A 24,376-nucleotide genomic window follows, 5' to 3' on the forward strand; every position below is an offset into this window, starting at 1 on the left:
AAGGAGGCAATCATGAACTTCATTATTCGCTGGATCGTTACCGCCATCGCCGTGGCCGCCGCCGTGTGGCTCGTGCCCGGCGTCGAGGTCATCAACAACGGATCGTCATGGGTGGGCATCGTGTTCTTCGCGCTTATCTTGTCGCTCATCAATATGTCCATCAAGCCGATCCTGCAGGTGCTCTCGCTGCCGGTAACGGTGCTCACGCTGGGCATCTTCTACCTCATCGTGAACACGCTTCTGCTCTATATTGCCGCATGGCTCGCTAACGGGCTGTTCGGTGCGGGCTTCTACATCGCCAGCTTCGGCAGCGCCTTTGTGGCCTCTATCGTCATCTCCATCGTGTCCGCCTTGGTAAACAGTCTGGTGGGCAACGAGGCCTAAAGGCCCCCAGGTTTTCGCGCGCCTGTCTCTTGCAGAGATGGGCGCGTCTTTTGGCAAAAAAGTTCGATTCGAGGCGCAGCGAGCAGCAGAATGCAGCGCTTCAAGGCGTTAGCTCCCTAGAAAATGCCTTTCTAGGGAGCTTTTTCTTCGCTCGAACGATGTCCTTGCGCCTCAAATCGAACTTTTTTGCCAGCGCACGCCGGTTTTGCTGCAAAACATTGGGCCCGGTAGAGATTGCTCAGTCTCTACCGGGCCCACCTGTTTGGCTCGATCGCTCGCGCCTTGCTGCCACATCAATAACAATAGCGATGCGGCCGACGTTTACTGAGCGAAACGCTCATCCGTTGCGCTCGCGAAAAGAAGCGGTTCCCTACTCGCTGCGCAAACCCGACGTCCCCTCTGCTGGCAGCGAGAGGTACGCCGGCATAGCAATATGCCCTACTCGCTGCGCAGCGCCTCCACCGGGTCTTTGCGAGCGGCGGCCATAGCGGGGAACAGGCCGGCCACAAAGGACAGAAACACACTGATGGCCACAAGGATCGCGCCCGCCGTTACCGGAAGCAGGGCGATGTCGGGCACATCCAGCATCGCGTAGACGATGGCGTTCGCCGGAATGCAGGCAAGGGCCACCACGCCCACGCCAATGAGGCCTGCCACCAAACCCTCGATGATGGTCTCGGCGTTGAACACGCGGCTGATGTCGCCCTTAGACGCACCGATGGCGCGCAAAATGCCGATCTCCTTCTTGCGCTCGAGCACCGAGATGTAGGTGATGATGCCGATCATGATGGACGACACCACCAGTGAGATGGCCACGAACGCAATGAGCACGTAGCTGATCATGTCCACGATGGTCGTAACCGACTTCATAAGCGTGCCCACGAAGTCCGTGTAGGAAATCTTCTTGTCGTCCTGGCCCGAGGCCACCATGCGGTCGTTGTAGTCGTCAAGAATGGCGATGACCTGCTGCTTGTCCTCGAAATTGTCCGGGTAGATGTCAATCTGGGAGGGCTTCGAAAGCTCCGCGTACCCCAGCTTGTTCAGGTTCGCATCGAAAGAGCGCGTCTCGCGGGCCATGAGCGACATGATGAGCTCCGTGAGCTCCTCTTCGGTCATCTTCATTTGGAAGGCATTTTGGAACGCGTTCGTGTCCACGGACATTGCCAACGGGATGGACTGCTGCAGCTGCGTCATCATCTGGGCCATAGAGGCCTCGGTCTTGGCAGCCACCTGGGCCATGACCTGCTCCATGTAGGCGGTCATGGTGGACTGAAGGGCTGCGGAAATCTTCGTGGCCATCTCCTTTTGCATAGCGTTGGCGTCCACGATCTTCCCCGCATACTGGGCCATGAGCGTCTGCAGCTCGGAGCTTTGGGCATAGGATTCCAGCGTCGACTGGGCCAGCTGCTGGAAGTCCGGCGGCGTGCCCGACGATGCCGCCTGCTGGTAGGCCGCACCGAGGGCCTGGGTGTAGCCGGCCAGAGCCGCCCCCATCATCTCTCCCATGGCGTCGCCGTTGAACGCCGAGGACATATCCAGGTTCAACGAGCTGGGATCAAGGGCCGGCGGCGCGGGCATGTCGTCGGCGGACATGCCGTCTTGCAGCGCGCTTGGGTCCATGGAAAGCTTCGACTCATCGAACTTGAAGGCGTCCTGGATGGCGCCCTCGTCAATGCTGAACAGGTTGTCCATGGAAAAGTCGGAGCCGGACGAGCCGTCCTCTTCGGAGAATTCCTTGCCGTTGAACACATCGATGGACGGGTAGTTCAACTGCTCCTGCACAATGGCGGCGTCCTTGGCCTGGTCGATAAGGTGCTGAGTGAGCGCCGGAGTGTAGTAGATGCCCATGGAAAGCGCCGTTGCCTTCGCATCAGGGCGCGGCTGCACGATGCCGACGATCTTCAGCTCCTCGCCATTGTCGACGAGGTTCTTCATGTAGTCCTCGTCGCCGGTCTTATCGACCCAAACCTTGTTCGTCTCATCGTAGCTGTAGAAGTCCGCGGCGGGCACCATCTTCAGCGACACGCCCATGATCTGGTCGTAGGTGAACGAGAGGTCGTCCTCGGGGCTTTCCACGTCTTCCTCGTTCATGAACTGCTTGATCATGTCCTCGAGCACGGCATGGTCGCGAAGACCCAGGGCGTAGCTCACCAGATCGGGCACGGTGCCGCGGCCCGTCAGCACCACGACGCACTCGTTGTAGGCCTCGGGCCAGCGGCCGGCCTTCACGTCGTACTGGTCTTCCACGATGGCCGTATTGCCCATCATCTCGCTGAACACGTCGGTGGAATACATCGTGGACATAAGCGCGTTAGACGACGTGCCGCCCATGCCGAAGGCGGAAAACGTCGTATCGGGGTTGATCTGGCGCACGCCGGCCTCCGTGTTGCCGTCGAAGATCTGGGGCGCCACGTTGTAGGAGTACTCGATGGAGTTCACGTAGCTGTTGATGTCGCCGCCGTTCTCATCCAAGAACAGCTTCAGCGAGGCGAGGTCGTTGTTCTCAAGGCTGGCGAACATGTCGGTGACCATGCGCGTCTCGGGCACCTTGCCGCTCGTCTCAGGGTCGTTCTCGTCCCCTTCCGTGCCGCCTTTGAAGCCGGCCTCCTCCAAGGGGTTGCCGTCGCTTTCGGTCGAGCCGGCGCCGGCATCGTCGCCCTCGTCGGCCGCCATGCCCATGAGCGCCGTCATATCGAAGCCCGTGGACATGATCTGCAGCGGGTACACCGACAGCGTCTCCTCCTCGGTGCGCTCGATGTAGTTGTCCACGCCGTTGGCCAAGGCCAGGATGGCCGCGATGCCGATAATGCCGATGGAGCCGGCAAACGCCGTCATGATGGTGCGGCCCTTCTTGGTCATCAGGTTGTTCGCTGAAAGCGCGAGCGCCGTGAGGAAGCTCATCGAGGTCTTGCGAACGGGCTTGCGCGAGGCGTGCATCTCCTCTTCTGTGGGGAAGTAGGGGTCGGTGTCGGAGCGGATGACGCCGTCGGCCAAATTCACCGTGCGCGTGGCGTATTCGGCGGCGAGCTCCGGGTTGTGGGTGACCATGATGACCAGGCGATCTTTGGCAATCTGCGTAAGCAGGTCCATGATCTGCACGGATGTGTGGGAATCCAAGGCGCCGGTGGGCTCGTCGGCCAGCACGATCTCGGGGTCGTTGATGAGGGCGCGGGCGATGGCCACGCGCTGCATCTGGCCGCCCGAAAGCTGGCTCGGCTTCTTGTTCACATGCTCGGCAAGTCCCACGGCCGCCAGGGCCTCCTTGGCCCGCCGCGTGCGCTCGGCCTTCCCTACGCCCGACAGCGTCAGCGCCAGCTCCACGTTCTGCAGAATGCTCTGGTGCGGAATGAGGTTGTAGCTTTGGAACACGAACCCGATGCGGTTGTTGCGGAAGGTGTCCCAATCGCGGTCCTTGTAGCGATGGGTGGAAATGCCGTCGACGACCATGTCGCCGGAGTCGTAGTGGTCCAGGCCACCCATCACGTTCAAAAGCGTGGTCTTACCCGAGCCCGAGGGGCCGAGGATGGCCACGAACTCGTTGTCGCGAAACGAGATGGATACGTCGTTCAGGGCCACCTGGGTGAAGTCGCCCGTTCGATAGGATTTGCAGATATTCTTCAGCTGGAGCATGCGCGTCTCTTTCCCTCTTCTCCTAATCGCGCCTATTATGATGCTCTCGGTGGAGGGCTTCTAACGCTTTCGTCAAAAAGCGAGTTATTTGCACAGATTTGCCACGGCAGCGGCCAATTTCGCGGTATTCTGTCGGGGTTCAATTTTTCGCCGGCTCCGGGCCGCGCGCAAGCAGAAAGGACCGTCCATGGACGCCAAAGTGTACGAACTCATCAACGATCAGATCAACAAGGAGCTGTACTCCGCCTACCTGTACCTGTCCTTCGCCGATTACTACGAGGAGGAGGGGCTTTCCGGCTACGCCAACTACTTCGAGATTCAGGCGGCCGAGGAGCGCGACCACGCCATGATCTTCCGCAACTACCTGCACGAGAACGGCGAGAAGGTGCGTCTTCTGGCCATCGATATGCCCGACAAGACCTTCGCGAGCTTCCTGGAGCCGCTGGAGGCCGCCATGGAGCACGAGAAGTACGTGACCGCGCTCATCAACGACATCTACGCCGCCGCGCTCGAGGCCCACGACTACCGCGCCCAGAAGTTCCTCGGCTGGTTCATCGACGAGCAGCTGGAGGAAGAGGACAACGCCGACACTATGATCACCAACATGAAGCTGTTCGGCGGCGACCCGAAGGGCCTGTACGACCTGGACCGCGAGTGCGCCGCCCGCGTCTACGCCGTGCCCAGCCCGCTGGCTGGCAAGTAGTCGACGCCTCGCCGCCCGACGTGCCCTTGGAACGCATACTGCTACATGCCTGTTGCGGACCGTGCTCGCTTGAGCCGGTCCGCATTTTGCGCTCGGAGGGGGCCGAGCCCGTGGTGTTCTACGCGAACTCCAACATCCATCCTGCCGACGAGTATGCCCGACGCCTGGCAACCCTACGCGCGTGGGCCGCAGGCGAGGGGCTGGAAGTGGTGGAAGGCACCTACGATGCCGAGGAGTGGGAAGCCGTTGTCGGCCGTGTGGGCGACGCCGCCGAGGCCAAGTTCGGCGTGATCGTCAACGAGGAAGGCGATGCGGAAGCCGCCCCCCACGCCGGCGCCAATTCCGCCTCTCGGCCCAACCTCGCAGGGGACGGCTTCAGCCGCCCCTCCCCGAGCGAGGCCACCCCGCTTGGCCGAGACGGTGCAAGCCCCGCTCCTGCGGAGGGTGCCACGGAGGCCCGTGCTGCGCGCGAGGCCCGCTGCCGGGCCTGCTACCGCCTGCGCTTCGAGGAGGCCGCCCGCTATGCCCGCGAGCACGGCTTTACCGCTGTGGGCACCACCCTTTCCGTGAGCCCCTACCAGTACACCCGCATCATCCGCGAGGAGCTGGAGCGCGCCTGCGAACGCGAGGGCGTTGAGGCCCGCTTCGCCGACTACCGCCCCTACTACGACGAGGCCACCCGGCGCTCGCGCGAGGGCGGCATGTACCGCCAGAACTACTGCGGCTGCCGCTTCTCAGATGCCGAGGCCGCCGCCGAGCGCGACCAGCGCCGAGCCGCCCGCCGAGCCGCCCGCGAGGCCGAACTCGCCGCCCATGCCCATGAGCGCGCCGCCGAGGAGGCTAAACGCGCCCGCAACCGCGCCGAAAAGCAGGCCTACGCCGAGGCGCAGGCCAAGAAGCGCGCCATCCTGAAGGCCCTGCGCGCGCAGCAATAAACCGCGCCCCTCCGATTGCTTTGAAAATGACGGGTAGCGTAGTTTTGAGATGCAGGTAATTTCCGGTCAAGGAAAATGAACTGGGGAAACTCCCCCCGCTCAGTCGCTTGCCAGCTGCAAGGACTACGCTACCCGTCGTTTTCAAAGCAAAAAACGCCCTTCCTGCACCGCCTTCCCGCGATTTGCCTTTCTCCTACGGTTTACCAATCGCCGTCCGGAAAACCAGGCCGGTAATCTATCATGCGGTAATTCCCCGACGCGAAGGAGCCGTCATGCCGAATGTCGCCCTTGCCCATCCCGAGCTCTCCCCCAATGCCGCTGCGGCGGCGGCCAAGGTGTCGCCCGAGATCCGGGAGCTTTTGCGCCGGCACGGCAAGAAGAGCGTGCGCGAGTACACCCTGGGCGAGGAGATCTTCAACGCCGTCACCCACGGCGTGGGGGCGGGACTTGCCGTGGCGGCGCTCGTGCTGCTCATTGTGAAGTCGGTGAGCGACGGCGGCGGCATCCTGCTGGCGGCCGCGCTCGTCTACGGCATCGCCATGCTCGTGGAATACCTCATGTCCACCTTGTACCACGCCATCGCCGCCGAAGGTGCCAAGCGCGTGTTCAAGGTGCTCGACCATTCCGGCATCTACCTGCTCATCGCCGGCACCTACACGCCCTACTGCCTCGTCTCGCTGGGGCATGTGGGCGGTCTGTGGCTCGCGACCTTCGTGTGGGGCGTTTCGCTTCTCGGCATCGCCTTCGAGGCCTTCTGGACCTTCCGCCCCCGCTGGATATCGGCCGCGCTCTACGTGGCCCTGGGCTGGTCCATCGTGTTCTTCCTGCCCGAGCTGTACGCGCAGCTGCACCTGGCGGGCTTCTGGCTTTTAGCCGCGGGCGGCATCAGCTACACCGTGGGAGCCGTGTTCTACATCTTCAAGAAGGTACGCTATCTGCACTCCGTCTTCCACCTGTTCGTGCTAGTCGGAAGCATCCTGCAGTTCTTCAGCGTGTACTTCTTCGTGATTTAACGATCCGGATCGGATATCCCTCCAATCTGGACCGAAATGCCAGCGGGCCGCCTCGAGAAAGGGGCGGCCCGCTTTGTCGATGAAAGAATGCGGAGCCAGAGCCTACTCCCCCACATGCGCCGCGCGCAAAGCGGCGATTTCGGCGCCCCAGCCGGCCAGGTCGTCCTGGGGCGTTTCCAGGAAGAAGGGCAGATCGCGCAGGGCCGGGTGATTCGTCACGGCGGCGAGCGCGTCGAAGCCGATGCAGCCCTCGCCGATGGGGGCGTGACGGTCCTTGTGGGCCGCGAGGGGGTTCTTCGAGTCGTTCAGGTGAATGGCACGCAGCCGGTCGAGCCCGATGACGCGGTCGAACTCCTCCAGCACGCCGTCCAGGTCGTCGGCGATATCGTAGCCGCCGTCCCACACATGGCACGTGTCCAGGCACACGCCCACCTTGTCGGACAATTCCACGCGCTCGATGATGGCGGCCAGATCATCGAAGCGGCCGCCCACTTCCGTGCCCTTGCCCGCCATGGTTTCCAGCAGCAACGTGGTGGACTGGTCGGGCGTGAGCACCTGGTTCAAGGCGTCGGCAATCAGCTCGATGCCCGTATCCATACCCTGGCCCACATGGCAGCCCGGGTGCATGTTGTACAGCTGGCCGGGCGTGTTCTCCATGCGCGCAAGGTCGTCGGTCAACAGCTCGATGGCGAACTGGCGCGTCTCGGACTTGGCCGCCGCGGGGTTCATGGTGTAAGGTGCATGGGCAAGAAACGTGGCAATGCCATGCTCGCCGGCGTACTCGTGGAAGGCGGCCACATCGGCCGGGTCGATGGCCTTGGCCTTGCCCCCGCGTGGGTTGCGCGTGAAGAACTGGAACGTGTTCCCGTCGATGGAAACCGCGTCCTTCGCCATCTTCAGATAGCCTTTGGCGCTGGACAGATGGCAACCGATGGTGAACATGGCCTTCCTTTCGATTCGGGCTGCTTTCATTTTGACAGGGGCCGCATTGAGGTTCGCGCCAGTATACGACAAAGCTTTGGGCTCCTCGCCAAAAAACTTTAGGTCGATTATTTGACGAAAAAGTAGGGTTGTTAGACATGCACCTCTGACGCAGGCGCGAGATTCCCCGCTCTGCCGCCCAAAAATGGCCTGTTTTGCCCCAGAAATCTGTTTTGTCGAAGTTTCTATGTCGAACAATCGTGCTTTCTTTGCAAAAATTCAGACAAAACTTCGTCTGCGCCCGAGCGCGCTAACGAGACCGGCATGGGAACGAGCCCTGGAGACAAGGGGAACTCAAAGCAAGGAAGAGGCTGCGAAGGGAAGGAGGGCGCGCCGCAATGGCCGCGGGCATGATCGGCATATTCCAGGAGATCGTCACGCTGTTCGCCATCGTGGGGGTGGGCTATGCCGCCAAGCGGTTGCGATTCATGAACGACGAATTCGACCGCATGCTCTCGAAGCTGGTCATCAACATCGCGCTGCCGGGCATGATCTTGGGCTCGGTGCTCACGGCCACTGAATTGCCCACGCAGATGGAAGTGTGGCTGTGTTTAGGCCTCTCTGTCGCCAGCAACCTCGTCATGTTCGCCGTGGCCTACGGGTTCACCCTGCTTCTGCGCATTCCCGACGGGCACCGCGGCGTGTACCGCTTCATGCTCTGCTTCGGCAATGTGGGCTTCATCGGCTACCCGGTGCTCTCGGCCATCTTCGGGCCCGATTCCCTCGTGTACGCCGCCGTATTCAACCTGCCTTTCAACCTCTTCGTGTTCACTGTGGGCGCATGGTTCCTCACCCAGGACACCGACGGCGACGTGAAGGTGCAGACCACTTGGCGCACCTTCGTCACGCCGGTGATGCTGTCGTGCGTGGCGGCCGTCGTCCTCACGCTGACCGGCATCCACTACGCGCCCATTGCAGGCGACGCGCTGAACACGCTCGGCTCCATCACCACGCCGGCGGCGCTGCTCATCATCGGCTCGTCGCTCGCGAACCTGCCGGTGCGTGATCTGGTGGGCGGCCCGCGCTTGTGGCTGTGCGCGGCATTCCGCCTGCTCGGAATGCCGGCTGTCATCTGGGCCGTGTTCCATGCCTTCGTGCCGGCAGGGCTCATGTTCTCGGTGGCCGTGGTGCTCGCCGGCATGCCCGTGGCCACCAACGGCACCATGCTCTGCTACCAGTACGGCGGCAACTCCCGCGTCATGGCCCAAGGCACCTTCGTCACCACCGTGCTGGCGCTGGCGACGATTCCCGTGCTCGCCGGGTTTGCTGGCGCGGTGATGTAGAAGGCGGAATCGGCTGTCCGAAAAGCAACCCCGACCAAAAGCAACTGCCACCGCGCATCCCCATCTCCACAACTATTTGGTATGCTTGGCAATATAGCGAAACAAGATCGGAGGTGCGCTATGACTCCGCCAGATTCGGCCATCCTGAGCAGCGATGGCAATTTCAGCTGCTTCTCCTTCGCAGGCCGCAACATTCGATTTAGAACCCCTCGCAGCCTCGTGCGCTACCTTGATGTGCTCGAATGGGATCATGGCTATCTGGTCGTAAACGCCAAATACAAAGATCTCCCTACCACCGAGGAATACATTGACCTTGTTCCCATCTTGAAAAATTTGTACATTGATCCCGAATGGTTTTTGGCCCCCATCAAGAATGTGAAGATAAGCTATGCCTGACGTGCTGCAGGTCGCCGACGAGGCCGATGTCATCGTAAACGGTTATGCCTTCACCCGTTGCAAAGACGGGAGCGTGCGCGTACTCAATCTCAATCGCCCGTCCAGCGCTGCAGTTTTCGGCAATAACGGCGACGTGTGGGAGACCACCATGGACGACATCGAACTGGAAATCTCCCGCGAATATCTTGCCCGCAGCCTCAAGTACCTGGAGGCATAATATGCCGAAGTACTTCAACTTCAAAGTTTGCGGCTATTATTTGTACTTTACAAGCCATTGCATCGTTGAATGTATGCACGTGCATGCCAACGACCGCAAACTGACCGAACAGGGCTCGGCAAAGTTCTTCGTGCGGGAAGACGGATCGTCGGTGCTCCAATCGACGGGCATCCTCAACGATCGCGAGATAAGGCAAATTCAGTCTTTCATTGCTGAGAACTATCGAGAGATGTACCTGAAGTGGTCGCAATTCAGCGACGAAGGTTTTTACCGAGCCTAAAGCAGCGAAGGCCACCAAAAGGTGGCCTTCTTGCTCGATGAGCTTGCGGGCAATTGTTCTGCAGCAGAAAGCTTTATCCCTCGAAGTGGTTCACGGCTTCGGCGAGGTGGTCGATGATGCTGATGGACTGGGGGCACATGGCCTCGCAGGTGCCGCATTGGACGCACTTGGATGCGGGGCCCTCGGCGGCCTGCCAGCTATAGAGGCCCTTCACGAATTCGCGGTCCTCGGTGGTCTTCTCCAGGTTCAGCAGGTTCATGGCGATGGGGATCTTCACGCCCTCGGGGCAGTCCTTCACGCAGTAGCCGCAGTTCGTGCACGGGATGAGGTCCGCGCTGCGCAAAGCCGCGATGGCACCGTCGATGGCGCCGCGCTCCTCGCTCGTCAGCGGGGTGTGGGCTTGGAAGGTGGCCATGTTGTCCTGCATCTGCTCGAGGGTGGAGGCGCCGGCGAGCACCGTGAGCACGCCGGGCAGATCGAGGCAGAAGCGGTAGGCCCAGGAAGCCTGGCTTACGTCCGGGTCGGCCGCGGCCAGCACCTCGGCGCCGCGCTCGGGCAGGTTGGCCAGACGTCCGCCGCGCACCGGCTCCATGATGATGACCGGCACGCCGTGGGCCGCAGCCACCTCCATGCAGCGGGCCGACTGGGTGACCGGATCGTCCCAATCCAGGTAGTTCACCTGCAACTGCACGAAATCCACCTCGGGATGCGCCGTGAGAATCTCCTCCAGCGTCTCGGGGCCGTCGTGCATGGAAAAGCCCACGTGGCGCACGAGCCCGTCAGCCTTGGCCTTCGCCACGTAGTTCCACATGTCGTACTCGTCGAACTTGGCCGTGCGCGCGCCGCCCAGGTTGTGCAGCAGGTAGTAGTCGATGTAGTCGACCCCCAGCCGCTCAAGGGAGGTGGGCAGGCAGGCCTGGGCCTCCTCCTTGCTGCCGCAAGCCCAGGCCAAACACTTCGTGGCCAGGGTGTAGGCCTCGCGCGGGTAGCGCTCTACCAGCGCCTCGCGCAGAGCCGTCTCGGAGGCGCCGTTGTGGTAGACGAAGGCGGTGTCCACATAGGTGCCGCCCTTCGCGATGAACTCGTCCACCATGGCCTTCACCTGCTCGATGTCGATTGCCGTTACGTCGTCGGGGTCGGTGAGCGGCAGGCGCATGGCGCCGAAACCGAGCTTGGCCACGCCCTCGTAAGATGCAGTCATGAAGTCTCCTCTCTTTTGATGAGAAGCATGGTAAAGGTTGGAGTCGACTTCAAGTCAAGGCATTCCTTTGCCCCTGATTGGGCAGCGGCGCGAGGGGAGCGGTCGCAAAGCCCACCGAATCGTCGCAGAGCGGTTTTGTTGTCTTGGCGAATCCCCCCGCTAAGCAATGGCTCGAGCAGATGCACGGCTATGATGGGGCCATGGAACTCCTCGGAAAAAACAATCTACGCCGCCGGGCCCTCACCTTGAGGGAGCAGCTCGACGCAAGCTATCGAGCCGAGGCGGACGCGGCCATCTTCCGCGTCATCGCGGAAAGCGCATGGTATCGCGAGGCGCCCATCGTGCTCACCTACGTCTCGGTGGATACCGAAGTGGACACGCGGGCGATTATCGCTCGCTCCCTTGAGGCGGGCAAGGTTGTGGCGGTCCCCCGCTGCGTGCGCGGCACAAAAACCATGGCCTGGCACCGCATCGCGTCGCCAGACGACGTGAGGCCCGGGTTTTGCGGACTCGACGAGCCGGCCAACGACGACGCCACCCTTCTCAACCCCGCTCAGGTGCCGGCTGCCGCCCTCGCCCTCGTGCCGGGGCTCCTGTTCGACGACGCCGGATACCGGCTCGGCTACGGTGGCGGGTACTACGACCGTTTTCTCGCGGAATTCCTCGGCATTTCTCTGGGACTCGTGCGCGAACAGCAGCGCGTGGACAGCCTGGAAGCGCTCGGCGCCTGCGGCGCCCTCGACATCCCCGTCTCCTGGCTTGCGACAGAAGAGGGCCTTGCGGCGGCTACAATCCTGTGACGCTTGGCGGGCCCCACCGCCTCGCCCCAACGTCGTAGGGCATCATAGGGCTATTGCTTACCGGAACGGTCGGGTTCTTGCCCGCTGGAAAAGGAAGGTGGCCCATGGCCCTGCTCGCTGCTTATGCGCCACCCCCGTCTCCACCGTCTTTCGGTTGGCCGACGTCGCCCGCGAATTCCTCCCCCACGTGTGCACTGGGAATTGCTAGATCGAACTTGTGAAAGCCTCCCAACCGCGGCGACCAGCGGGGGTTTGCTTGAAGACGCCGGTGGCCTGTAGGATCTCGCAGAAAGCGCGGCTGCATTCGTCTCTGACGGCGGGGAGCTCCGCAGCGAGGCGGGCGGGCAGAATGGCGCGGCCCATGATTTCGATAAGGCCGATGTTTTCCTTCTTGATGTGGAAGAGCGATTCAGGCACGTGGAACAGGCCGTAGGGGCGCTCGGGTGTGATGCGGTTGTTGCGCAGTACCAGATCCATCACGTAGTCGTCGCCTTCGCGCCAAAGGATGGGGTTCAGGGTGTTGTGCCGGACGAAGCGCGCCGAGGCAGGCGCGCTTGACTCTTGTAGCGTAAACGCCTCGATGGCGCATTCTTCGAAAGTGAAGGGGCGCCAGGCATCCATGACGCGGCAGACGGCCTCGCTGACGGCCACTCGATCAGCGCAGCGAAGACGAACCACCGAGGCGGGCCAGCGGACGATGCCGGCCTGGACGCGTTCCAAGCCGTCGATCGCGAAGCGGCGCTCCACTGGTGCGTCCATGAGGGGGAAGCGGTAGCCGCCTCCCTGGAAATGATCGTGGCCCAAAATGGAACCACCAACGATGGGCAGATCGGCATTCGAGCCGATGAACCATTGCGGGAAGACGTCCACGAAATCGAGCAGGCGGCCAATGGTGGCATGATCGATGAGCATAGGGCGGTGCTCGGGCGCGGCCACGATGAGATGCTCGGGGAAGTAGCCGTAGGGCGAGAACCACCAAGCCCAGCTCTCGTTACCCAAGCGCACCTCGCGCACAGGCGCGCCAGAATGCAGCAGGTGCGCAGGGTCGTCGCTACCCGCCGGCGTCCAGCACAAGTCGCAGGTCTCGCTTTCGCCCACAGCCGTTTGGGCCGCCGCGGCAATGGCCCGCGGGTCCTTCTCGGGCTTTGCCAAGTTGATGGTTATTTCCAGTTTTCCCACCGGGGAACCGCAGGTCCAGAAGGGATTGCCGTGGACGTCTTTTTCAATCGAAGACGAATCAGTGAGGTCGCTCATGACACGGGCCTTACGAGGACGCCGGGGCCGCCCACCGTCACTTCTCGACAGGCCTGATAACCGAGCATGCGGTTCATGGCGCCCGTGAATTCCTCGACCTCGTTGCAGGGCACGAGCGCCAGCACCGAGCCGCCGAACCCTCCCCCGTGAATGCGCCAGGCGCCCTCTTCGCAGAGCAGGTGCGCGCAGAGCCCCTGAATAACCATAGCCGGCTGACGCGTTTCCGACCCGGGGTCACGCAACGACACGTTCTGCAGGAACTGGGCCGACGAGGCGCCCGACAGACGCACGCACTTCAAGAACAAGGGGAAGTCCCCAGCCTCGAGGGCCTCGCGCTGCATATCGACGCGGGCGACCTCGTCGAAGAAATGCAGAGCACGCATGGCACGGCGATCCCCCAGCTCTGCGCGTATTTCTCGCAGGCGACCAAACAGCGCCTCCACCGTCGTATCGCCCAGGCGCGTGACGCCAAGCTCGTTGGCCACCATGCGCATATCGGCGGGAATAGCGGCGAACTCCTCGGTGTGAACGGAATGGTCCTGCCGCGAATCGATGAGCACCACGGCGTACCCGGACTTGCCCGCGTCGAAATCCAGCGCAGTTACCTCGGGCACTTTGGATGCGAAATCGAGCAGCGACGTCCCGCCGCAGGCGCTGGCCAGCTGGTCTTGGGCGCCGCAAGGCTTGCCGAAGTAGCGCTGCTCGGCCTCGACACCGGCTAAGGCGAGGGCCACCGCGTTCAGAGGGATGAAGGGGTTAGAGACCGCATTATCTTCGCCGGTCGCGCGGAACGGCCCGGGGCCGAACAGCCCCTCGAGCGCCGCCCCCATCACGACCTCGAACGCCGCCGACGAGGACAGCCCGCATCCTGGCGGCACCTCCGAGCAGATAGCGATATCGAACCCGCGCAACGCGCCTCCGCCCGCTTCGAACTGAGCCAGCATGCCGCGGATGAGGGCGCAGGAAGACTCCCGTTCCACAGGATGGGGGCTGCGCCAGTCCGGATCGCTCAAATTAATCTCGTCGGTGCCGAAGCCGTCCATGGTCACGCGCACATGCTTCGTGCCATTTTCCGCCGCCAGCCCCCAGGTGCGCTCGCCGATGGCCGCGGAGATAACGCGGCCGCCCTGGTGGTCCACGTGGTTGCCGGCCACTTCCAGCCGCCCCGGAGCAGAAGCGAGCACGAAGGCTCCGTGGGCGATGACAGGCGGAAACGCCCGGGCGTCTTCGGCATCTGCGCAGCTGGCCGCCGAGCCGCACCCACGCGTCTCGTCCGGCAGCGATACAACACCCGCCACCTCGGGAAACGCCTTGGCAAAACGCTCGCGCAAATGCGCCAGCTTGCGCTCGGCATCGGCGTCAGTTCTCGGCGTTATCGCGCTCATGGTCGGTCTCCTTCAACTTGTTGATTCGCCGGTCGTAGGTGAGGAGGCCGTTGCATTCCTCCTCCACATCCGACAGCTGCGTGTACACGAAGGCGGAAAGCCCCTCGCCCTCCAGAGCCGCGGCTGCCTCCAGCGCACGCCGCACTTCCGCGCGCCAGTCCGCCAGCGTATCTTTTGCACCGTAGCCATAGGCGCTGGCAAAGGAGCTGTGGTCGGCCACGGCGTGTACAACCCCGCCAAACTCGGAGAGCGCGAAGGCCCGCCCACCGCGCAGCCGCGCGTAGCCGGCCAGCGTGCGCGCATCGCGATACACCTCCAACGGGCGGAAGTAGTTGTGAACGCTTTGGAAGTCGCCGGCTCGCTGATCGTACCAACCGCTCGTCGCATCGATGGGGCGCGTCGGGTCTATCAGGTGAATCTCCTCGGCGCAGGCCAAAGCGTCGAACTGGCCCCAGCCCTCGTTGAACAGCACCCAGGCACCCACCGAGGGGTGATTGCGCAGATGGGCCACAGTGCCGCGGCACTCGCGCATCCACTGGCGCTGGAAGGCGCCATCATCTGATCCGAGTCTGCGCTGGTGAGACACCGAGGTATCCTCGTAGCCGTCCCAGCTGCCGCGCCACAACGTCGGCTTGTAGCTCGTCTCCCAGTCGTCGTAGGACCCCCCGCCGCTGACCATGTCCTGCCACACGAGCATGCCGAGCCTGTCGCAATGGTAGTACCAGCGGTCGGCCTCCACTTTCAGATGCTTGCGCAGCAGGTTGAAACCCGCCTCTTTCATGACGCGAATATCGAAGGCGAGGGCCTCGTCGGAGGGCGCGGTCATGAGCCCGTCGGACCAATAGCCCTGATCAAGCACACCGCGCAGCAGCACCGGCTCGCCGTTCAGGAAGAAACGGAAGCGCCCGGCGGCATCGGCGCGCACCTCCACCGTGCGGAAAGCGGTGTAGCTGTACACGACATCGGCGCCATAGCGCACGGTGACATCGTACAGATAGGGATCGTCGGGGCTCCAGCGACGCACCGCGCCCGCATCAAGCGTCACGCGCACGCGCCGCGCCGGGCCCGCCTCGCCCGAAGATTCCCGTCCCACGGGCACCGAGCCCTCTTCGGCGGCAGCAGCGCCAGCTGCCACCTGGCGCCCCGCCGCGTCGGAGACATAAACGCGCACCAGGCCCGCCTCGCCGCTCACATCGACATCGGCGGCGAGCAGGCCGGCCTCCGCGTCGGGATGCAGCTCCAGCGCCAGCACGCGCCGGGCCGGCACCACCTCCAACCACACCGGCTGCCAGATGCCGCTTTGGGCCGTGTACCAAATGCCGCCGCGCTTGAGCTTCTGCTTGCCGCGAGGCTGGGTGCCCGCATCGCTCGGGTCGCGCACGCACAGGGCCAACACGAACTCGCAGCCCCCAGCGCGAGAAAGCTCGCCCGCGCCGTCGGCGCACGTACCGCAGCATCCCCTGCGGCCCGCGCTCGCGCCCTCGTCTCCAACATCTTCCTCCCCTTCCACACATTGGGAGGAAATCGCATCGGTAATGTCGAAGGAAAACGGCAGGTAGCCGCCCTCGTGGGTGCCCACCACCCGGCCGTTCACGCAGCAGGCGCAGGCGAAATCCACCGCCTCGAAGTGCAGAATGCATCGCTCATCGGAACGGAGCAGGGGAAGGGCCACGCGCCGCACGTACCAGAGCAGCTCGTCGGGCTGCAGCTGACGGCCCACGCCCGAGAGCAGCGCCTCGGGTGAGAAGGGCACCAAGATGCGTCCGTCGAACTCGTCTGGGGGGCGCACGGTGCGATGGGCGCCCATGGGCATGAACGCGTAGTCCCACCAGCCGTTGAGCGACACGAACCGATTGCGGGCAAACTGGGGGCGCGGGTGCTCGGCACGCACCGTTGCCGGGTCGAGGGACTCGCCCCAAACCGTGAACAACGGCCGCTGCTCGCCCGGGTCATGATCGCGGGGCGCGCTCGCCACGAGGCGTTTGAAATCCATGGCCGCTCCTTCCCCTCGCATCAGCACGGGCCCGCCCGCGCAAGCGGACGGGCCCGTTTTCCTACAGGCACTATGATAGCCAAATAACGCTGAGGCACCCCAAACGTCACCGATTCGGCACGCCCGGTCAGCGCCTAGGCCACTTCGCGAACCTCTCCCGCCTGCTCGATGTTGAGCATGCGCGTGACCACATCGATGAGCACCTCGTCATCGGCATCGGGATGAGAGCGCAGATAGCTCACCAGTCCCACGATGAGCACGTAGAACGTCTCGTACAAATGGTCGGACTGCTCGCCGTACTTGGTATGGTCGACCACAGGATGGGCCACCATGAACTCGGCGCCCTGGGCGGCGAAGCGATTGAGGAAATCCAAATACAGCGCCGCGTTCTCCTGGGTGGAAAGCGCCATGCGGAACGTATTCTTCTCGAAGAGCACCATGCGCATGATTTTCACCATGGAATGTAGCGACTCGTCGGTGGCCTGGGTGACGCGGCTCTCGTGCCAGTGCTGCATGGCCTCCAGAAAGTCGGTGATGTACTGGTCGAGCACCGCGCTCGTCACTTCCTCCTTGTTCTGGAAGTAATGGTAAAACAGCGAGCGGGTGACCCCCACGTGGTTGGTGATGTCCTGGATGGAGGTGTGGGCCAGGCCCTTCTCCTCGTACAGCTCGCGGGCGGCCACGACGATTTCGGCGGAGCGCTTGGCGGTATCGTTGCTGCGAAGCACCTCACGAGTCGCAATACCGCGCGTGTTCTTCTTGTTCGACTGCATGAGGGCCTCCTGTCTGTGGGAGCACCCGAGAAAACGACGCCGGCCGAGATGAAGGGTGCCAAGGGGAAAATGCGTAAGCCTGTGCAAACCGATGGGTTCACCTTAGGACTTAGTCCTTCTTCGTCGCCGTCGTGTCAGCGCTCTGTTACCGCGCCGTCATTAAGCGGCTACAGAGTTTTCAGATTCGGGGTTATCGTTGAGCGTATTGCTCATCTAATGCGAATGTCTAACGATAGGGTTAAGCTAGGGTAATCCACATCGGCCCGTATAGCGCCGTGAAGTACAATGGCGGCACGCCGTTTTCCCCTCGACCAAAGGAGCCTCTGTGGCCAAGCGCATAATTACGATTCTGCTCGCGCTCATCGGCGCGGTGCTGGTTGCCGCCGTCGTCTACGTCGCCTACGTCATGGTCAGCTACGACCGGTTGGAAGACAATCTGGCGCTTGCCATTGACGCGCCTTTGGCCGCCGACGAGAACGCCCCCACAGTGTCCCCCGATAGCGAGCTCACCGTCATCACCGCCAACCTCGGCTTCGGCGCCTATAACCGCGACTTCGACTTTTTCATGGACGGAGGTACCGGATCGGTGGCCTCAAGTCCCGAGGTGGTGCGCGAGGACATCATCGGCTCGGCCGAGGCCCTGCGGGCGCTTACGCCAGACTTCGTCTTGTTCCAAGAGGTGGACGTGGACGGCACCCGCAGCCATCATATAGACGAGTACGAGCTTCTGCGCACCCAGTTCCCCAGCGATTGGTCGGTGTTCTGCGAGAACTACGACTCGGCCTTCCTCGCTTGGCCGCTTTATGCACCCCACGGCGCCAACCGCGCGGGGCTTGCCACCTTCTCGCGCCTGCCCGTGGCCGACCCCGTGCGCAAGAGCCTGCCCATATCCGAGAGCTTCAGCAAATTTCTCGACCTGGACCGCTGCTACTCCATCGTGCGCGTGCCCGTGGGCGAAAAGGAGCTCGCGCTCATGAACGTGCACCTGTCGGCCTACGGCGCCGACGCCTCCATCATGGCCGCCCAGCGCGAGAAGCTCTACCAGGATATGGTAGCCGAGCGGGCCTCCGGCAACTACGTCATCGCCGGAGGCGACTACAACCACGATATGATCGGCGTATCGGGCGAGGTATACGGAAACGCCACGCAAGCGGTGGAGAGCTGGGCCAAGCCTTACGACTTCGCCGGCGTGCCCGAGGGCTTCACCGTGGCCGCGAAGGCGAAGCTGGACGAGACCGGCACCGCCGCCTTCCCCGACGCCGCCACCTGTCGCGACGCGGGCCGACCCTACGATGGCACCAACGACCGCTGGGTGATGGACACCTTCATCTACTCCGACAACATCGAGTGCCTCGACTGCGCGACCGTCGATCTGGACTTCGCCTACTCGGATCACAATCCCGTCGCCCTGACGTTCAAGCTGAAGTAGGAATACCGTGGAAGACGGCTGCTTCAAACTTCCTCCGCTGACGCATCTGGGCTGGGCCTTTCTGCTCGCTTGGGTGTTCTGCGTCTTCTACACCTCGGCCGCCGGGGGCATCAGCGCAGGGCTGAGCGACAGCACCGGCTCGCTGGCCACGGGCATCGGCAGCGCGCTTATGTGGGTCATGTGGGGCGAGTACTACGCGGTCATTCCCCGCGATAAAGCCGAGGGGCTCGCGGCAGCCAGCATGGTACGCGCCACCCCTTGGCAGGCCTTGGACGCACGGGCTTCGGCATTCTGACGGTGTTCTCTATCGTCAGCATGGCGGGCATGCTCTGCGAGAACCGCACCAATGGCGCCGTCCTCCAGGGCATTCTCGTGTTCAGCGCTCTTATGATGGCCCTCGTCGCCCTCTCGGCCGTGCCGGGCCTGCGACGCATCTCGCTCTCGTTTCTCTACCGATGGATGTGCCCGGTGCTCGTGACCATCACGATGTTCGTGTTGAACGACCAGGCCAGCCTCCATCGACCGCTGCCGGTGGCTCTGCAGAGCGGAAACGGGGTCGTGGGTGCGGGAGCCCGTGGTTCTCGCCGCGAGTCGCCCGTCGAAGCGCCTGCGGCTCAGGCGGAAGCTCTCCAAGAAATCGACAGTGCTTCTACGCCAAGATCGGCGTGCACTCGCGCCAAGAGCTCATCGACCTCGTGCGCGGCTAGACCATCCCCCTCTATCGAGGTGCCCAAGGCCCGGATTGCTTTGAAATCGACGGGTAGCGTAGTCGTTCAGCCGACCGAGTCGCAACAGGAATCTTCTGACCTGGGAAAATGTCAAGCCGTCGGGTTCAAAATTCCGAAACCGCCCTCAAGAAACTACGCTACCCGTCGATTTGCAAGCAATTCGCCACAACCCGCAAACGCGAAACGGGCTCCCCCGGAGGGGAGCCCTGAAGGTGCGCCTGCAAGAGGGAGGGATGGCAGGCTCGGGAAAAGCGATCGCATCGGCGGAAGCGGCGGCTTCTCGGGGGATGCCGCTTATTGTCCGCCTCGTCGGGCGCTACTCCACGGCGAGAACGGGTTCCACCCCGCTCGGCGCTACTCCACGCCGAGGGCGTGCTTGGCAGCGATGCGGGCGAAGGTGGCCTTCTGGTCGGCGTCGAACTCCATCATATCGGCGAGCTCTTCCAAGGTGTCGGCCTTCTTCAACATGCCGGACTCCAGGCGCGGATCGAGCCAAAAGGAATCCAGGTGCTCCTTAGTCAGTGCCTCGCAGTCATACACGTCGGCGTTGAACGCGGTGCCCGAGGGTGCCAGATACAGACAGGAGCAGCCGCAGGTGTCGAACTGGGCGATGTCCTCCCAGTAGTTGCCGTCCCACACGATCCAGCTGAGGTGGCCGGGCTGCCGCGCGCCGCCGGCGTAGCTCATGGGGTAGCACTGGTCCTCGTTCATGAAGCGTTCGCCGTTGATGTTCACGTGCAGGAACGGCTGGCTGCCGGGCAGAAAGATGTCGCCGGACTGGGTCATGGCGGCGTGGTTCATCAGCGTGGGGACGTCCTCCTGATGATCGAGCGCAAGCTTGGAGTTCAGCGCGCCGATGGCCTCACGGGCGGCGGCGATGGCGCCGGCTTTCTCCAGCACGACCACCTTCGCGCCGTTCCGCTATACTGCACATCATCTTCGAACCGCGAAGCGCAACGCTTAAGGAGGCGCCCAATGATCACCACCACGACCCCGACCGTCGAGGGCTACCGCATCACCGGTTACTACGGCATCGTCTTCGGCGAGGTCATCACCGGCATCAACTTCCTGCGCGACTTCGGCGCGGGTATCCGCAACATCGTGGGCGGCCGCTCCGAGGGCTACGAGGAGGAGCTCATGCAGGCACGCACCCAGGCCATCGCCGAGATGGAGCAGCGTGCCGCCGCCCTGGGCGCCCACGCCATCGTCGGGGTGGATGTCGATTACGAAGTGCTCGGCCAGGGCAACATGCTCATGGTAAGCGCCTCGGGCACCGCCGTCACCGTCGAGGCGATCGCCTAGGTTTCCCTTTGAGCTGGCTTTCGAAAGCACGCGAGCAATACCCTCTTCCGGAAGAAGAGGATGCGAAGCTTACCCAGATTATGGTTGCTTCGGTGCTGCTGACGTGCCTTATCGCCATTGCGTGCTGCATCATCCTCGCGCTCTTGCGCGGCACGCCGCTTTTCGAAGCGCTCACGAACGGATGGGCCGCCGACCTCGCCCAAGCTTTGGCAGTCGGCTGGCCCATCTCCGTGGCTGTCGGCATCGTTTTGGCGGCCGCGATGCTCGCTGTCGCCTTCACTGCCGAAAAGGTTTTCTGGCACCGACCCGACGTGCGCGAAGATATCTACGCGATACGGCAGGGGCTGAACGGGGAGATTCCCCGCCTTGCCCTTTGGAAGGTGACGTGCGTTATGGTGGGCGTCGGTTGCGTGGAAGAGGCTGGATTCCGTTATGCGGCCACCGGCGTCATCATGTTCATCGCCGAGCCGGCGCTGGGCTTTCCCGCTGCCGCCGTTATTGCCGTAGCCGCATCCTCGGCCGTGTTCGCCATCATGCACGTGCAGTACCGCAGCCCCTGCGCTCTTGGGCTGGTGGGCCTTCTCGGCGTTATGCTCGGTGCCGTGTATGTCGCCACGGGCATGCTCACCGCCGTCATCGTCGCCCATGCCCTGTACGATATCGGCAACGTCTCCCTCGAAGCGCGCAAAATGCTGCGCGATCCCGACTATTTCCACGGAGAGGCGCCCGTAAACGCCGTCGAAGAGGAAATGGAGCGCGCACTGAAAGGCGAATAGGGGCTCAACATCCCAGCCTGCAGGCGTTGGCGAGATTGCTATTTGACGAGCATGCCCGAGGCGACGTCGTCGGCCACCTCGTCGCCGGCAAGCGTGCGCAGGATCTGGAGGCCGAAGGGCAACGCCGCGCCCGGGCCCGTGGCAGTGATGAGGTTGCCGTCGACGAACACGCTCTCGTGGGGCTGGTAGACGCCCGCCGGCCAGCCTTCCTCGCAGCCGGGATAGCACACCGCGGCACGGCCGTTCAGAAGCCCCGCGTTGGCGAGCACCATGGGGCCGGCGCAGATGGCGGCCACGTACTCGCCCGCCTCCATGCGGCGGCGCAGCTCGGCTACCACGCGCGCACTCTTTCCGAGGTTGTCCACGCCCACCGAGCCGCCGGGCACAATGGCGGCATCGAAGCCCGTTAGATCGAGCGCGGAGAGCGGGACGTCGGCCTCGAGCTTCACCCCATGGGCCGCGCGCACCGCCAAATCGTCGGATACGGCGGCCAGTACCACGTCCACGCCTCCGCGGCGAAGTGCATCCACCGGCGCCACCACCTCCAAGGGCTCGCACCCGTTCGCCAGAAACATCACCGCAGACTTCGCCATGACTGGTCCTTTCGTCCGTTTTCGTAAGACATTCACCATTCTAGCGCAGGCCGCGACGGCCGCCCCGCCTGCACCCGCCGAATGTTACAGACGAGAAGAGAGGGCGCAGTTCCTCCCCAAGGGCGCTACGCGAGAACCGGCATCTCCACGATACGCATCTCGCCGTTCGGCAACGCACACTCTAGCTGAATATGGAGGCGCCCTCCGAGAGCCGCCGCATAGCGCTTGAGCGTCCCAGCCCGCACCGACTCAATGGAACCGTGCTCGATTTCCGAAATGCGCTTCTGACTTACACCCATACGATTCCCCACTTCGGTCTGGGTCAATCCGGCCATCTTTCTAATCTCAGCCAACTCGTATGCCTCGATGCGAGCTTGCAGCTCCTCCCGTTTTCGCTCAACTGCCTCATGTGAAATACCACGTTTTACCATGTACTCCTCAGGGCTCAGACTCATATCCCCTCCTTTATCTCATTGTCTCCAAATGCTCCGCAAATCGCCGATCAGCTTCAGGGATAGCGCGCTTATACCATGCGCGCCACTGACCGCGCTTATCCCCGCCAAGAAGCAGGATCGCGTGCCGCCGCGGGTCAAATGCGAAGAGAATCCTGATCTCCGAGACGCCCGCCGAACCCGGCCGCAGCTCCTTCATGTTCTTAAAGCGAGATCCCTCGATAGCCCCCACGAGAGGACGCTTCAGAAGCGGTCCCTGCTCCCGAAGCACACCAACGGCCGCAAGGACAAGCGCTACCGATTCGTCGTCGAGCGTATCGAGCCAATCTTCGATGTAAGCCATATCGACTTGCCACGATTTTATACGGTTTTCCTTGTATAAGTCAATCGGTATATCAGGATTATGCCCATGAGATTTTTCGCCCATCTCCCCTCCTTTGCGGAACGGCTGTCCTCAAGGAAGAGTTAGGGATCTCCCAACCTAATCAAACATTTGTTTGATTATAGTACATATGTTTGTATAGTCAAGCATCAGCACGCACATCGGAGTCGCAAAAGCCCCTCGTGCCCCGCAACGACAAATGTCGCGGGGCACGAGGGGCAAGAGGAGGGACGAAATTTTCTCAGATCCACCTGTCGCGCCGCAGATCGGCGGCGGCAAGAGCCTCTATCAGCTCGACAAGCGCCATGTACCACTCTCCAGCGGCCCCCGCGCCAGCTGCGCCGCGGGCCAGATCGTCGCGGTAGCGGCTCAGCCACCGGCCCAGATGCTCGTCGATGAACGTCCGCGATGAGGCCGTCGCATCGTCGTAGGGCTCGCCGCTTGCCCGCCGATCAACCATCTGACGGGCCAGAGCCGCCAGAAATCCCAGCTCCAGGGCAAGATGGTCATCAGCCACATGGGGATAGCCTTCTGGCAGGTAGCCGGCCACGCGATAGGCGTTGCGCACATCGAGGGTCTCGGTCTGGAAGAGGGCCTTCGAGCGACTGCGATACACCGATTCCCACGGAGGCGCGGCCAGCTTTCCAGGGCCGACGAAAAGGCGCATGTACACCCCTGTCGCCGCCTCGATGTCCCGCAGCGCGGCATTCCCCGACTCGCACACCCGCAAGCCAAGACCAGGATCGATCCCCGCCGCCTCGCAAGCGGACGCCATCAGCGAGGGGTCTACCGCATCGGTCAGATCGGCCGTCGGCTCTCCGCCGAAAACCCGCTGACCCAACGTGTAGAGGTACATCCTCGCGGACAGCAGCGCCGCGACATCCTCGCCCGCCGCCATTAGATCATCGTCTCCTTGTAGTCAGCCGCAAGCGCGCACTGCTTCGCATCGATCAGCAGCGCCGGGCCCGTCTCGTCGGCGGAAGGGAGGATCGGCAGCTCGACCACCAGGTTCTCGCCCTCGTGCTTCGCGCGCAGCTCCTCGATATCCCCGAACTCGAGCGCCCTCATGGGGCAGGCGTCCACGCAGACAGGATTCTCGCCGTTGTCGCGAAACGCCTTGCACGAGTCGCAGCGAACCGACACGCCGGCCTCCTCGTCGACCATGGGATGCCCGTAGGGGCACGCGCTCACGCACGAGCCGCAGCCGATGCACGTCTCTTTGTCGCGGTACACCGTGCCGTCATCGGACTTCTGCGTGGCACCTGTCGGGCAGGCGGCGGCGCAAGCCGGGTCGGCGCAATGGTTGCAGGCGGCCGAGTAATGGTAGAACTGGGCCTGGGGATAGCTGCCGCTGGTGAAGGTGGCCACCTTTCGCACGGCCACGTTGACCGGCAGGTCGTTGCGATCCTGGCAGGCAATTTGGCAAACCCTGCACCCCGTGCAAGCAGATTCGCGGAAGTAAAAACCGAGAGCCATGATAATCCTC

Annotated in this window: 26 protein-coding genes; 13 read left to right on the plus strand and 13 right to left on the minus strand. The window is 63.0% G+C overall.

All coding sequences use genetic code 11. The features are described from left to right. The first annotated feature begins 12 nt into the window (after nucleotides 1-12). Nucleotides 13-384: a phage holin family protein gene (locus VJ923_RS01250; RefSeq protein ID WP_326437702.1), complete on the plus strand. Its 372-nt coding sequence runs from the start codon at nucleotides 13-15 to the stop codon at nucleotides 382-384. Nucleotides 385-822: 438 nt separating this feature from the next. Here VJ923_RS01250 and VJ923_RS01255 read toward each other — a convergent pair whose 3' ends face one another. Further along, a complete protein-coding gene (locus VJ923_RS01255; RefSeq protein ID WP_326437704.1) occupies nucleotides 823-4,014 on the minus strand; it encodes an ABC transporter ATP-binding protein/permease in 3,192 nt (1,063 codons plus the stop codon). A gap of 187 nt (nucleotides 4,015-4,201) precedes the next feature. On the opposite strand from VJ923_RS01255, the gene VJ923_RS01260 reads away from it, so the two are divergent. From VJ923_RS01260 to trhA, 3 genes are all read left to right on the plus strand, one after another. Continuing rightward, nucleotides 4,202-4,717, plus strand: a complete 516-nt coding sequence (locus tag VJ923_RS01260) for a ferritin (protein WP_326437706.1) — start codon at nucleotides 4,202-4,204, stop codon at nucleotides 4,715-4,717. A gap of 20 nt (nucleotides 4,718-4,737) precedes the next feature. After that, nucleotides 4,738-5,652 carry an epoxyqueuosine reductase QueH gene (locus VJ923_RS01265; RefSeq protein ID WP_326438052.1) on the plus strand — a complete coding sequence of 305 codons (915 nt, stop codon included), beginning with the start codon at nucleotides 4,738-4,740 and terminating at the stop codon, nucleotides 5,650-5,652. A gap of 272 nt (nucleotides 5,653-5,924) precedes the next feature. Continuing rightward, a complete protein-coding gene (trhA, locus tag VJ923_RS01270; RefSeq protein ID WP_326437710.1) occupies nucleotides 5,925-6,665 on the plus strand; it encodes a PAQR family membrane homeostasis protein TrhA in 741 nt (246 codons plus the stop codon). A 102-nt stretch (nucleotides 6,666-6,767) separates the two neighbouring features. Here trhA and VJ923_RS01275 read toward each other — a convergent pair whose 3' ends face one another. After that, nucleotides 6,768-7,607, minus strand: a complete 840-nt coding sequence (locus tag VJ923_RS01275; protein ID WP_326437712.1) for a deoxyribonuclease IV — start codon at nucleotides 7,605-7,607, stop codon at nucleotides 6,768-6,770. Between the two features lie 377 nt (nucleotides 7,608-7,984). On the opposite strand from VJ923_RS01275, the gene VJ923_RS01280 reads away from it, so the two are divergent. From VJ923_RS01280 to VJ923_RS01295, 4 genes are all read left to right on the plus strand, one after another. Continuing rightward, nucleotides 7,985-8,929, plus strand: a complete 945-nt coding sequence (locus VJ923_RS01280) for an AEC family transporter (protein ID WP_326437714.1) — start codon at nucleotides 7,985-7,987, stop codon at nucleotides 8,927-8,929. Between the two features lie 120 nt (nucleotides 8,930-9,049). Then, nucleotides 9,050-9,325 (plus strand): DUF7724 family protein, encoded by a 276-nt coding sequence (locus VJ923_RS01285; RefSeq protein WP_326437716.1) that lies wholly within the window; start codon nucleotides 9,050-9,052, stop codon nucleotides 9,323-9,325. Next, a complete protein-coding gene (locus VJ923_RS01290; RefSeq protein ID WP_326437718.1) occupies nucleotides 9,318-9,542 on the plus strand; it encodes a DUF7723 family protein in 225 nt (74 codons plus the stop codon). The genes VJ923_RS01285 and VJ923_RS01290 overlap by 8 nt, the downstream gene beginning before the upstream one ends. 1 nt (nucleotide 9,543) lies before the next feature. Beyond that, complete coding sequence (locus VJ923_RS01295) at nucleotides 9,544-9,822, plus strand: DUF4160 domain-containing protein (protein ID WP_326437720.1); 279 nt, start codon at nucleotides 9,544-9,546, stop codon at nucleotides 9,820-9,822. 73 nt (nucleotides 9,823-9,895) lie between these two features. On the opposite strand, the gene VJ923_RS01300 is transcribed toward VJ923_RS01295, so the two are convergent. After that, nucleotides 9,896-11,023 carry an aldo/keto reductase gene (locus VJ923_RS01300; RefSeq protein ID WP_326437722.1) on the minus strand — a complete coding sequence of 376 codons (1,128 nt, stop codon included), beginning with the start codon at nucleotides 11,021-11,023 and terminating at the stop codon, nucleotides 9,896-9,898. 200 nt (nucleotides 11,024-11,223) lie between these two features. Between VJ923_RS01300 and VJ923_RS01305 the strand changes: the two genes are divergently transcribed. Beyond that, nucleotides 11,224-11,823: a 5-formyltetrahydrofolate cyclo-ligase gene (locus VJ923_RS01305; RefSeq protein WP_326437724.1), complete on the plus strand. Its 600-nt coding sequence runs from the start codon at nucleotides 11,224-11,226 to the stop codon at nucleotides 11,821-11,823. 204 nt (nucleotides 11,824-12,027) lie between these two features. Here VJ923_RS01305 and VJ923_RS01310 read toward each other — a convergent pair whose 3' ends face one another. The 4 genes from VJ923_RS01310 to VJ923_RS01325 all read right to left on the minus strand — a co-directional run bounded on the left by VJ923_RS01310 (nucleotide 12,028) and on the right by VJ923_RS01325 (nucleotide 17,228). After that, nucleotides 12,028-13,077, minus strand: a complete 1,050-nt coding sequence (locus VJ923_RS01310; RefSeq protein WP_326437726.1) for a galactose-1-phosphate uridylyltransferase — start codon at nucleotides 13,075-13,077, stop codon at nucleotides 12,028-12,030. Next, nucleotides 13,074-14,462: a galactokinase gene (locus tag VJ923_RS01315; RefSeq protein ID WP_326437728.1), complete on the minus strand. Its 1,389-nt coding sequence runs from the start codon at nucleotides 14,460-14,462 to the stop codon at nucleotides 13,074-13,076. The genes VJ923_RS01310 and VJ923_RS01315 overlap by 4 nt, the downstream gene beginning before the upstream one ends. Next, on the minus strand, nucleotides 14,437-16,455 hold the full coding sequence (locus tag VJ923_RS01320; protein WP_326437730.1) for a glycoside hydrolase family 2 protein: 2,019 nt from the start codon (nucleotides 16,453-16,455) through the stop codon (nucleotides 14,437-14,439). Before VJ923_RS01320 ends, VJ923_RS01315 begins: the two co-directional genes overlap by 26 nt. A 134-nt stretch (nucleotides 16,456-16,589) precedes the next feature. Beyond that, complete coding sequence (locus VJ923_RS01325) at nucleotides 16,590-17,228, minus strand: TetR/AcrR family transcriptional regulator (protein ID WP_326437732.1); 639 nt, start codon at nucleotides 17,226-17,228, stop codon at nucleotides 16,590-16,592. A gap of 325 nt (nucleotides 17,229-17,553) precedes the next feature. Between VJ923_RS01325 and VJ923_RS01330 the strand changes: the two genes are divergently transcribed. Both VJ923_RS01330 and VJ923_RS01335 read left to right on the plus strand, forming a co-directional pair. Further along, nucleotides 17,554-18,657: an endonuclease/exonuclease/phosphatase family protein gene (locus VJ923_RS01330; protein ID WP_326437734.1), complete on the plus strand. Its 1,104-nt coding sequence runs from the start codon at nucleotides 17,554-17,556 to the stop codon at nucleotides 18,655-18,657. A gap of 7 nt (nucleotides 18,658-18,664) precedes the next feature. Beyond that, the gene (locus tag VJ923_RS01335; protein WP_326437736.1) at nucleotides 18,665-18,952 is read left to right on the plus strand and encodes a hypothetical protein; all 288 of its coding nucleotides are present in this window, start codon (nucleotides 18,665-18,667) and stop codon (nucleotides 18,950-18,952) included. Nucleotides 18,953-19,739: 787 nt separating this feature from the next. On the opposite strand, the gene VJ923_RS01340 is transcribed toward VJ923_RS01335, so the two are convergent. Next, nucleotides 19,740-20,285 carry a hypothetical protein gene (locus tag VJ923_RS01340; protein ID WP_326437738.1) on the minus strand — a complete coding sequence of 182 codons (546 nt, stop codon included), beginning with the start codon at nucleotides 20,283-20,285 and terminating at the stop codon, nucleotides 19,740-19,742. Nucleotides 20,286-20,360: 75 nt separating this feature from the next. Here VJ923_RS01340 and VJ923_RS01345 point away from each other — a divergent pair, with 75 nt between their 5' ends. Together VJ923_RS01345 and VJ923_RS01350 are read left to right on the plus strand one after the other, a co-directional pair. Next, a complete protein-coding gene (locus tag VJ923_RS01345; protein ID WP_326437740.1) occupies nucleotides 20,361-20,687 on the plus strand; it encodes a heavy metal-binding domain-containing protein in 327 nt (108 codons plus the stop codon). An 80-nt stretch (nucleotides 20,688-20,767) separates the two neighbouring features. Beyond that, nucleotides 20,768-21,463, plus strand: coding sequence for a CPBP family glutamic-type intramembrane protease (locus VJ923_RS01350; protein WP_326437742.1), 696 nt, complete (start codon nucleotides 20,768-20,770; stop codon nucleotides 21,461-21,463). 38 nt (nucleotides 21,464-21,501) lie between these two features. Here VJ923_RS01350 and VJ923_RS01355 read toward each other — a convergent pair whose 3' ends face one another. The 5 genes from VJ923_RS01355 to VJ923_RS01375 form a co-directional block, all read right to left on the minus strand. Continuing rightward, nucleotides 21,502-22,056, minus strand: coding sequence for a DJ-1 family glyoxalase III (locus VJ923_RS01355; protein WP_326437744.1), 555 nt, complete (start codon nucleotides 22,054-22,056; stop codon nucleotides 21,502-21,504). Nucleotides 22,057-22,181: 125 nt separating this feature from the next. Further along, complete coding sequence (locus VJ923_RS01360) at nucleotides 22,182-22,511, minus strand: helix-turn-helix domain-containing protein (protein WP_326437746.1); 330 nt, start codon at nucleotides 22,509-22,511, stop codon at nucleotides 22,182-22,184. Nucleotides 22,512-22,521: 10 nt separating this feature from the next. Continuing rightward, nucleotides 22,522-22,935 carry a type II toxin-antitoxin system RelE/ParE family toxin gene (locus VJ923_RS01365; protein ID WP_326437748.1) on the minus strand — a complete coding sequence of 138 codons (414 nt, stop codon included), beginning with the start codon at nucleotides 22,933-22,935 and terminating at the stop codon, nucleotides 22,522-22,524. A 196-nt stretch (nucleotides 22,936-23,131) separates the two neighbouring features. Next, nucleotides 23,132-23,788, minus strand: a complete 657-nt coding sequence (locus VJ923_RS01370) for a TorD/DmsD family molecular chaperone (protein WP_326437750.1) — start codon at nucleotides 23,786-23,788, stop codon at nucleotides 23,132-23,134. Further along, complete coding sequence (locus VJ923_RS01375; RefSeq protein WP_326437753.1) at nucleotides 23,788-24,366, minus strand: 4Fe-4S dicluster domain-containing protein; 579 nt, start codon at nucleotides 24,364-24,366, stop codon at nucleotides 23,788-23,790. Before VJ923_RS01375 ends, VJ923_RS01370 begins: the two co-directional genes overlap by 1 nt. Between the last annotated feature and the right edge of the window lie 10 nt (nucleotides 24,367-24,376).

Origin of the sequence: Adlercreutzia shanghongiae (genome assembly GCF_035830635.1) — a bacterium.
Lineage (GTDB): Bacteria > Actinomycetota > Coriobacteriia > Coriobacteriales > Eggerthellaceae > Adlercreutzia > Adlercreutzia shanghongiae.

Excerpts from the sequence above, each read along its gene's own strand:
- VJ923_RS01250 (WP_326437702.1), top strand. The coding sequence starts at position 13 with ATGAACTTCATTATTCGCTGGATCGTTACCGCCATCGCCGTGGCCGCC.
- VJ923_RS01255 (WP_326437704.1), bottom strand. The coding sequence starts at position 4,014 with ATGCTCCAGCTGAAGAATATCTGCAAATCCTATCGAACGGGCGACTTC.
- VJ923_RS01260 (WP_326437706.1), top strand. The coding sequence starts at position 4,202 with ATGGACGCCAAAGTGTACGAACTCATCAACGATCAGATCAACAAGGAG.
- trhA (WP_326437710.1), top strand. The coding sequence starts at position 5,925 with ATGCCGAATGTCGCCCTTGCCCATCCCGAGCTCTCCCCCAATGCCGCT.
- VJ923_RS01275 (WP_326437712.1), bottom strand. The coding sequence starts at position 7,607 with ATGTTCACCATCGGTTGCCATCTGTCCAGCGCCAAAGGCTATCTGAAG.
- VJ923_RS01280 (WP_326437714.1), top strand. The coding sequence starts at position 7,985 with ATGGCCGCGGGCATGATCGGCATATTCCAGGAGATCGTCACGCTGTTC.
- VJ923_RS01285 (WP_326437716.1), top strand. The coding sequence starts at position 9,050 with ATGACTCCGCCAGATTCGGCCATCCTGAGCAGCGATGGCAATTTCAGC.
- VJ923_RS01290 (WP_326437718.1), top strand. The coding sequence starts at position 9,318 with ATGCCTGACGTGCTGCAGGTCGCCGACGAGGCCGATGTCATCGTAAAC.
- VJ923_RS01295 (WP_326437720.1), top strand. The coding sequence starts at position 9,544 with ATGCCGAAGTACTTCAACTTCAAAGTTTGCGGCTATTATTTGTACTTT.
- VJ923_RS01300 (WP_326437722.1), bottom strand. The coding sequence starts at position 11,023 with ATGACTGCATCTTACGAGGGCGTGGCCAAGCTCGGTTTCGGCGCCATG.
- VJ923_RS01305 (WP_326437724.1), top strand. The coding sequence starts at position 11,224 with ATGGAACTCCTCGGAAAAAACAATCTACGCCGCCGGGCCCTCACCTTG.
- VJ923_RS01310 (WP_326437726.1), bottom strand. The coding sequence starts at position 13,077 with ATGAGCGACCTCACTGATTCGTCTTCGATTGAAAAAGACGTCCACGGC.
- VJ923_RS01315 (WP_326437728.1), bottom strand. The coding sequence starts at position 14,462 with ATGAGCGCGATAACGCCGAGAACTGACGCCGATGCCGAGCGCAAGCTG.
- VJ923_RS01320 (WP_326437730.1), bottom strand. The coding sequence starts at position 16,455 with ATGGATTTCAAACGCCTCGTGGCGAGCGCGCCCCGCGATCATGACCCG.
- VJ923_RS01325 (WP_326437732.1), bottom strand. The coding sequence starts at position 17,228 with ATGCAGTCGAACAAGAAGAACACGCGCGGTATTGCGACTCGTGAGGTG.
- VJ923_RS01345 (WP_326437740.1), top strand. The coding sequence starts at position 20,361 with ATGATCACCACCACGACCCCGACCGTCGAGGGCTACCGCATCACCGGT.
- VJ923_RS01350 (WP_326437742.1), top strand. The coding sequence starts at position 20,768 with ATGGTTGCTTCGGTGCTGCTGACGTGCCTTATCGCCATTGCGTGCTGC.
- VJ923_RS01355 (WP_326437744.1), bottom strand. The coding sequence starts at position 22,056 with ATGGCGAAGTCTGCGGTGATGTTTCTGGCGAACGGGTGCGAGCCCTTG.
- VJ923_RS01360 (WP_326437746.1), bottom strand. The coding sequence starts at position 22,511 with ATGAGTCTGAGCCCTGAGGAGTACATGGTAAAACGTGGTATTTCACAT.
- VJ923_RS01365 (WP_326437748.1), bottom strand. The coding sequence starts at position 22,935 with ATGGGCGAAAAATCTCATGGGCATAATCCTGATATACCGATTGACTTA.
- VJ923_RS01370 (WP_326437750.1), bottom strand. The coding sequence starts at position 23,788 with ATGGCGGCGGGCGAGGATGTCGCGGCGCTGCTGTCCGCGAGGATGTAC.
- VJ923_RS01375 (WP_326437753.1), bottom strand. The coding sequence starts at position 24,366 with ATGGCTCTCGGTTTTTACTTCCGCGAATCTGCTTGCACGGGGTGCAGG.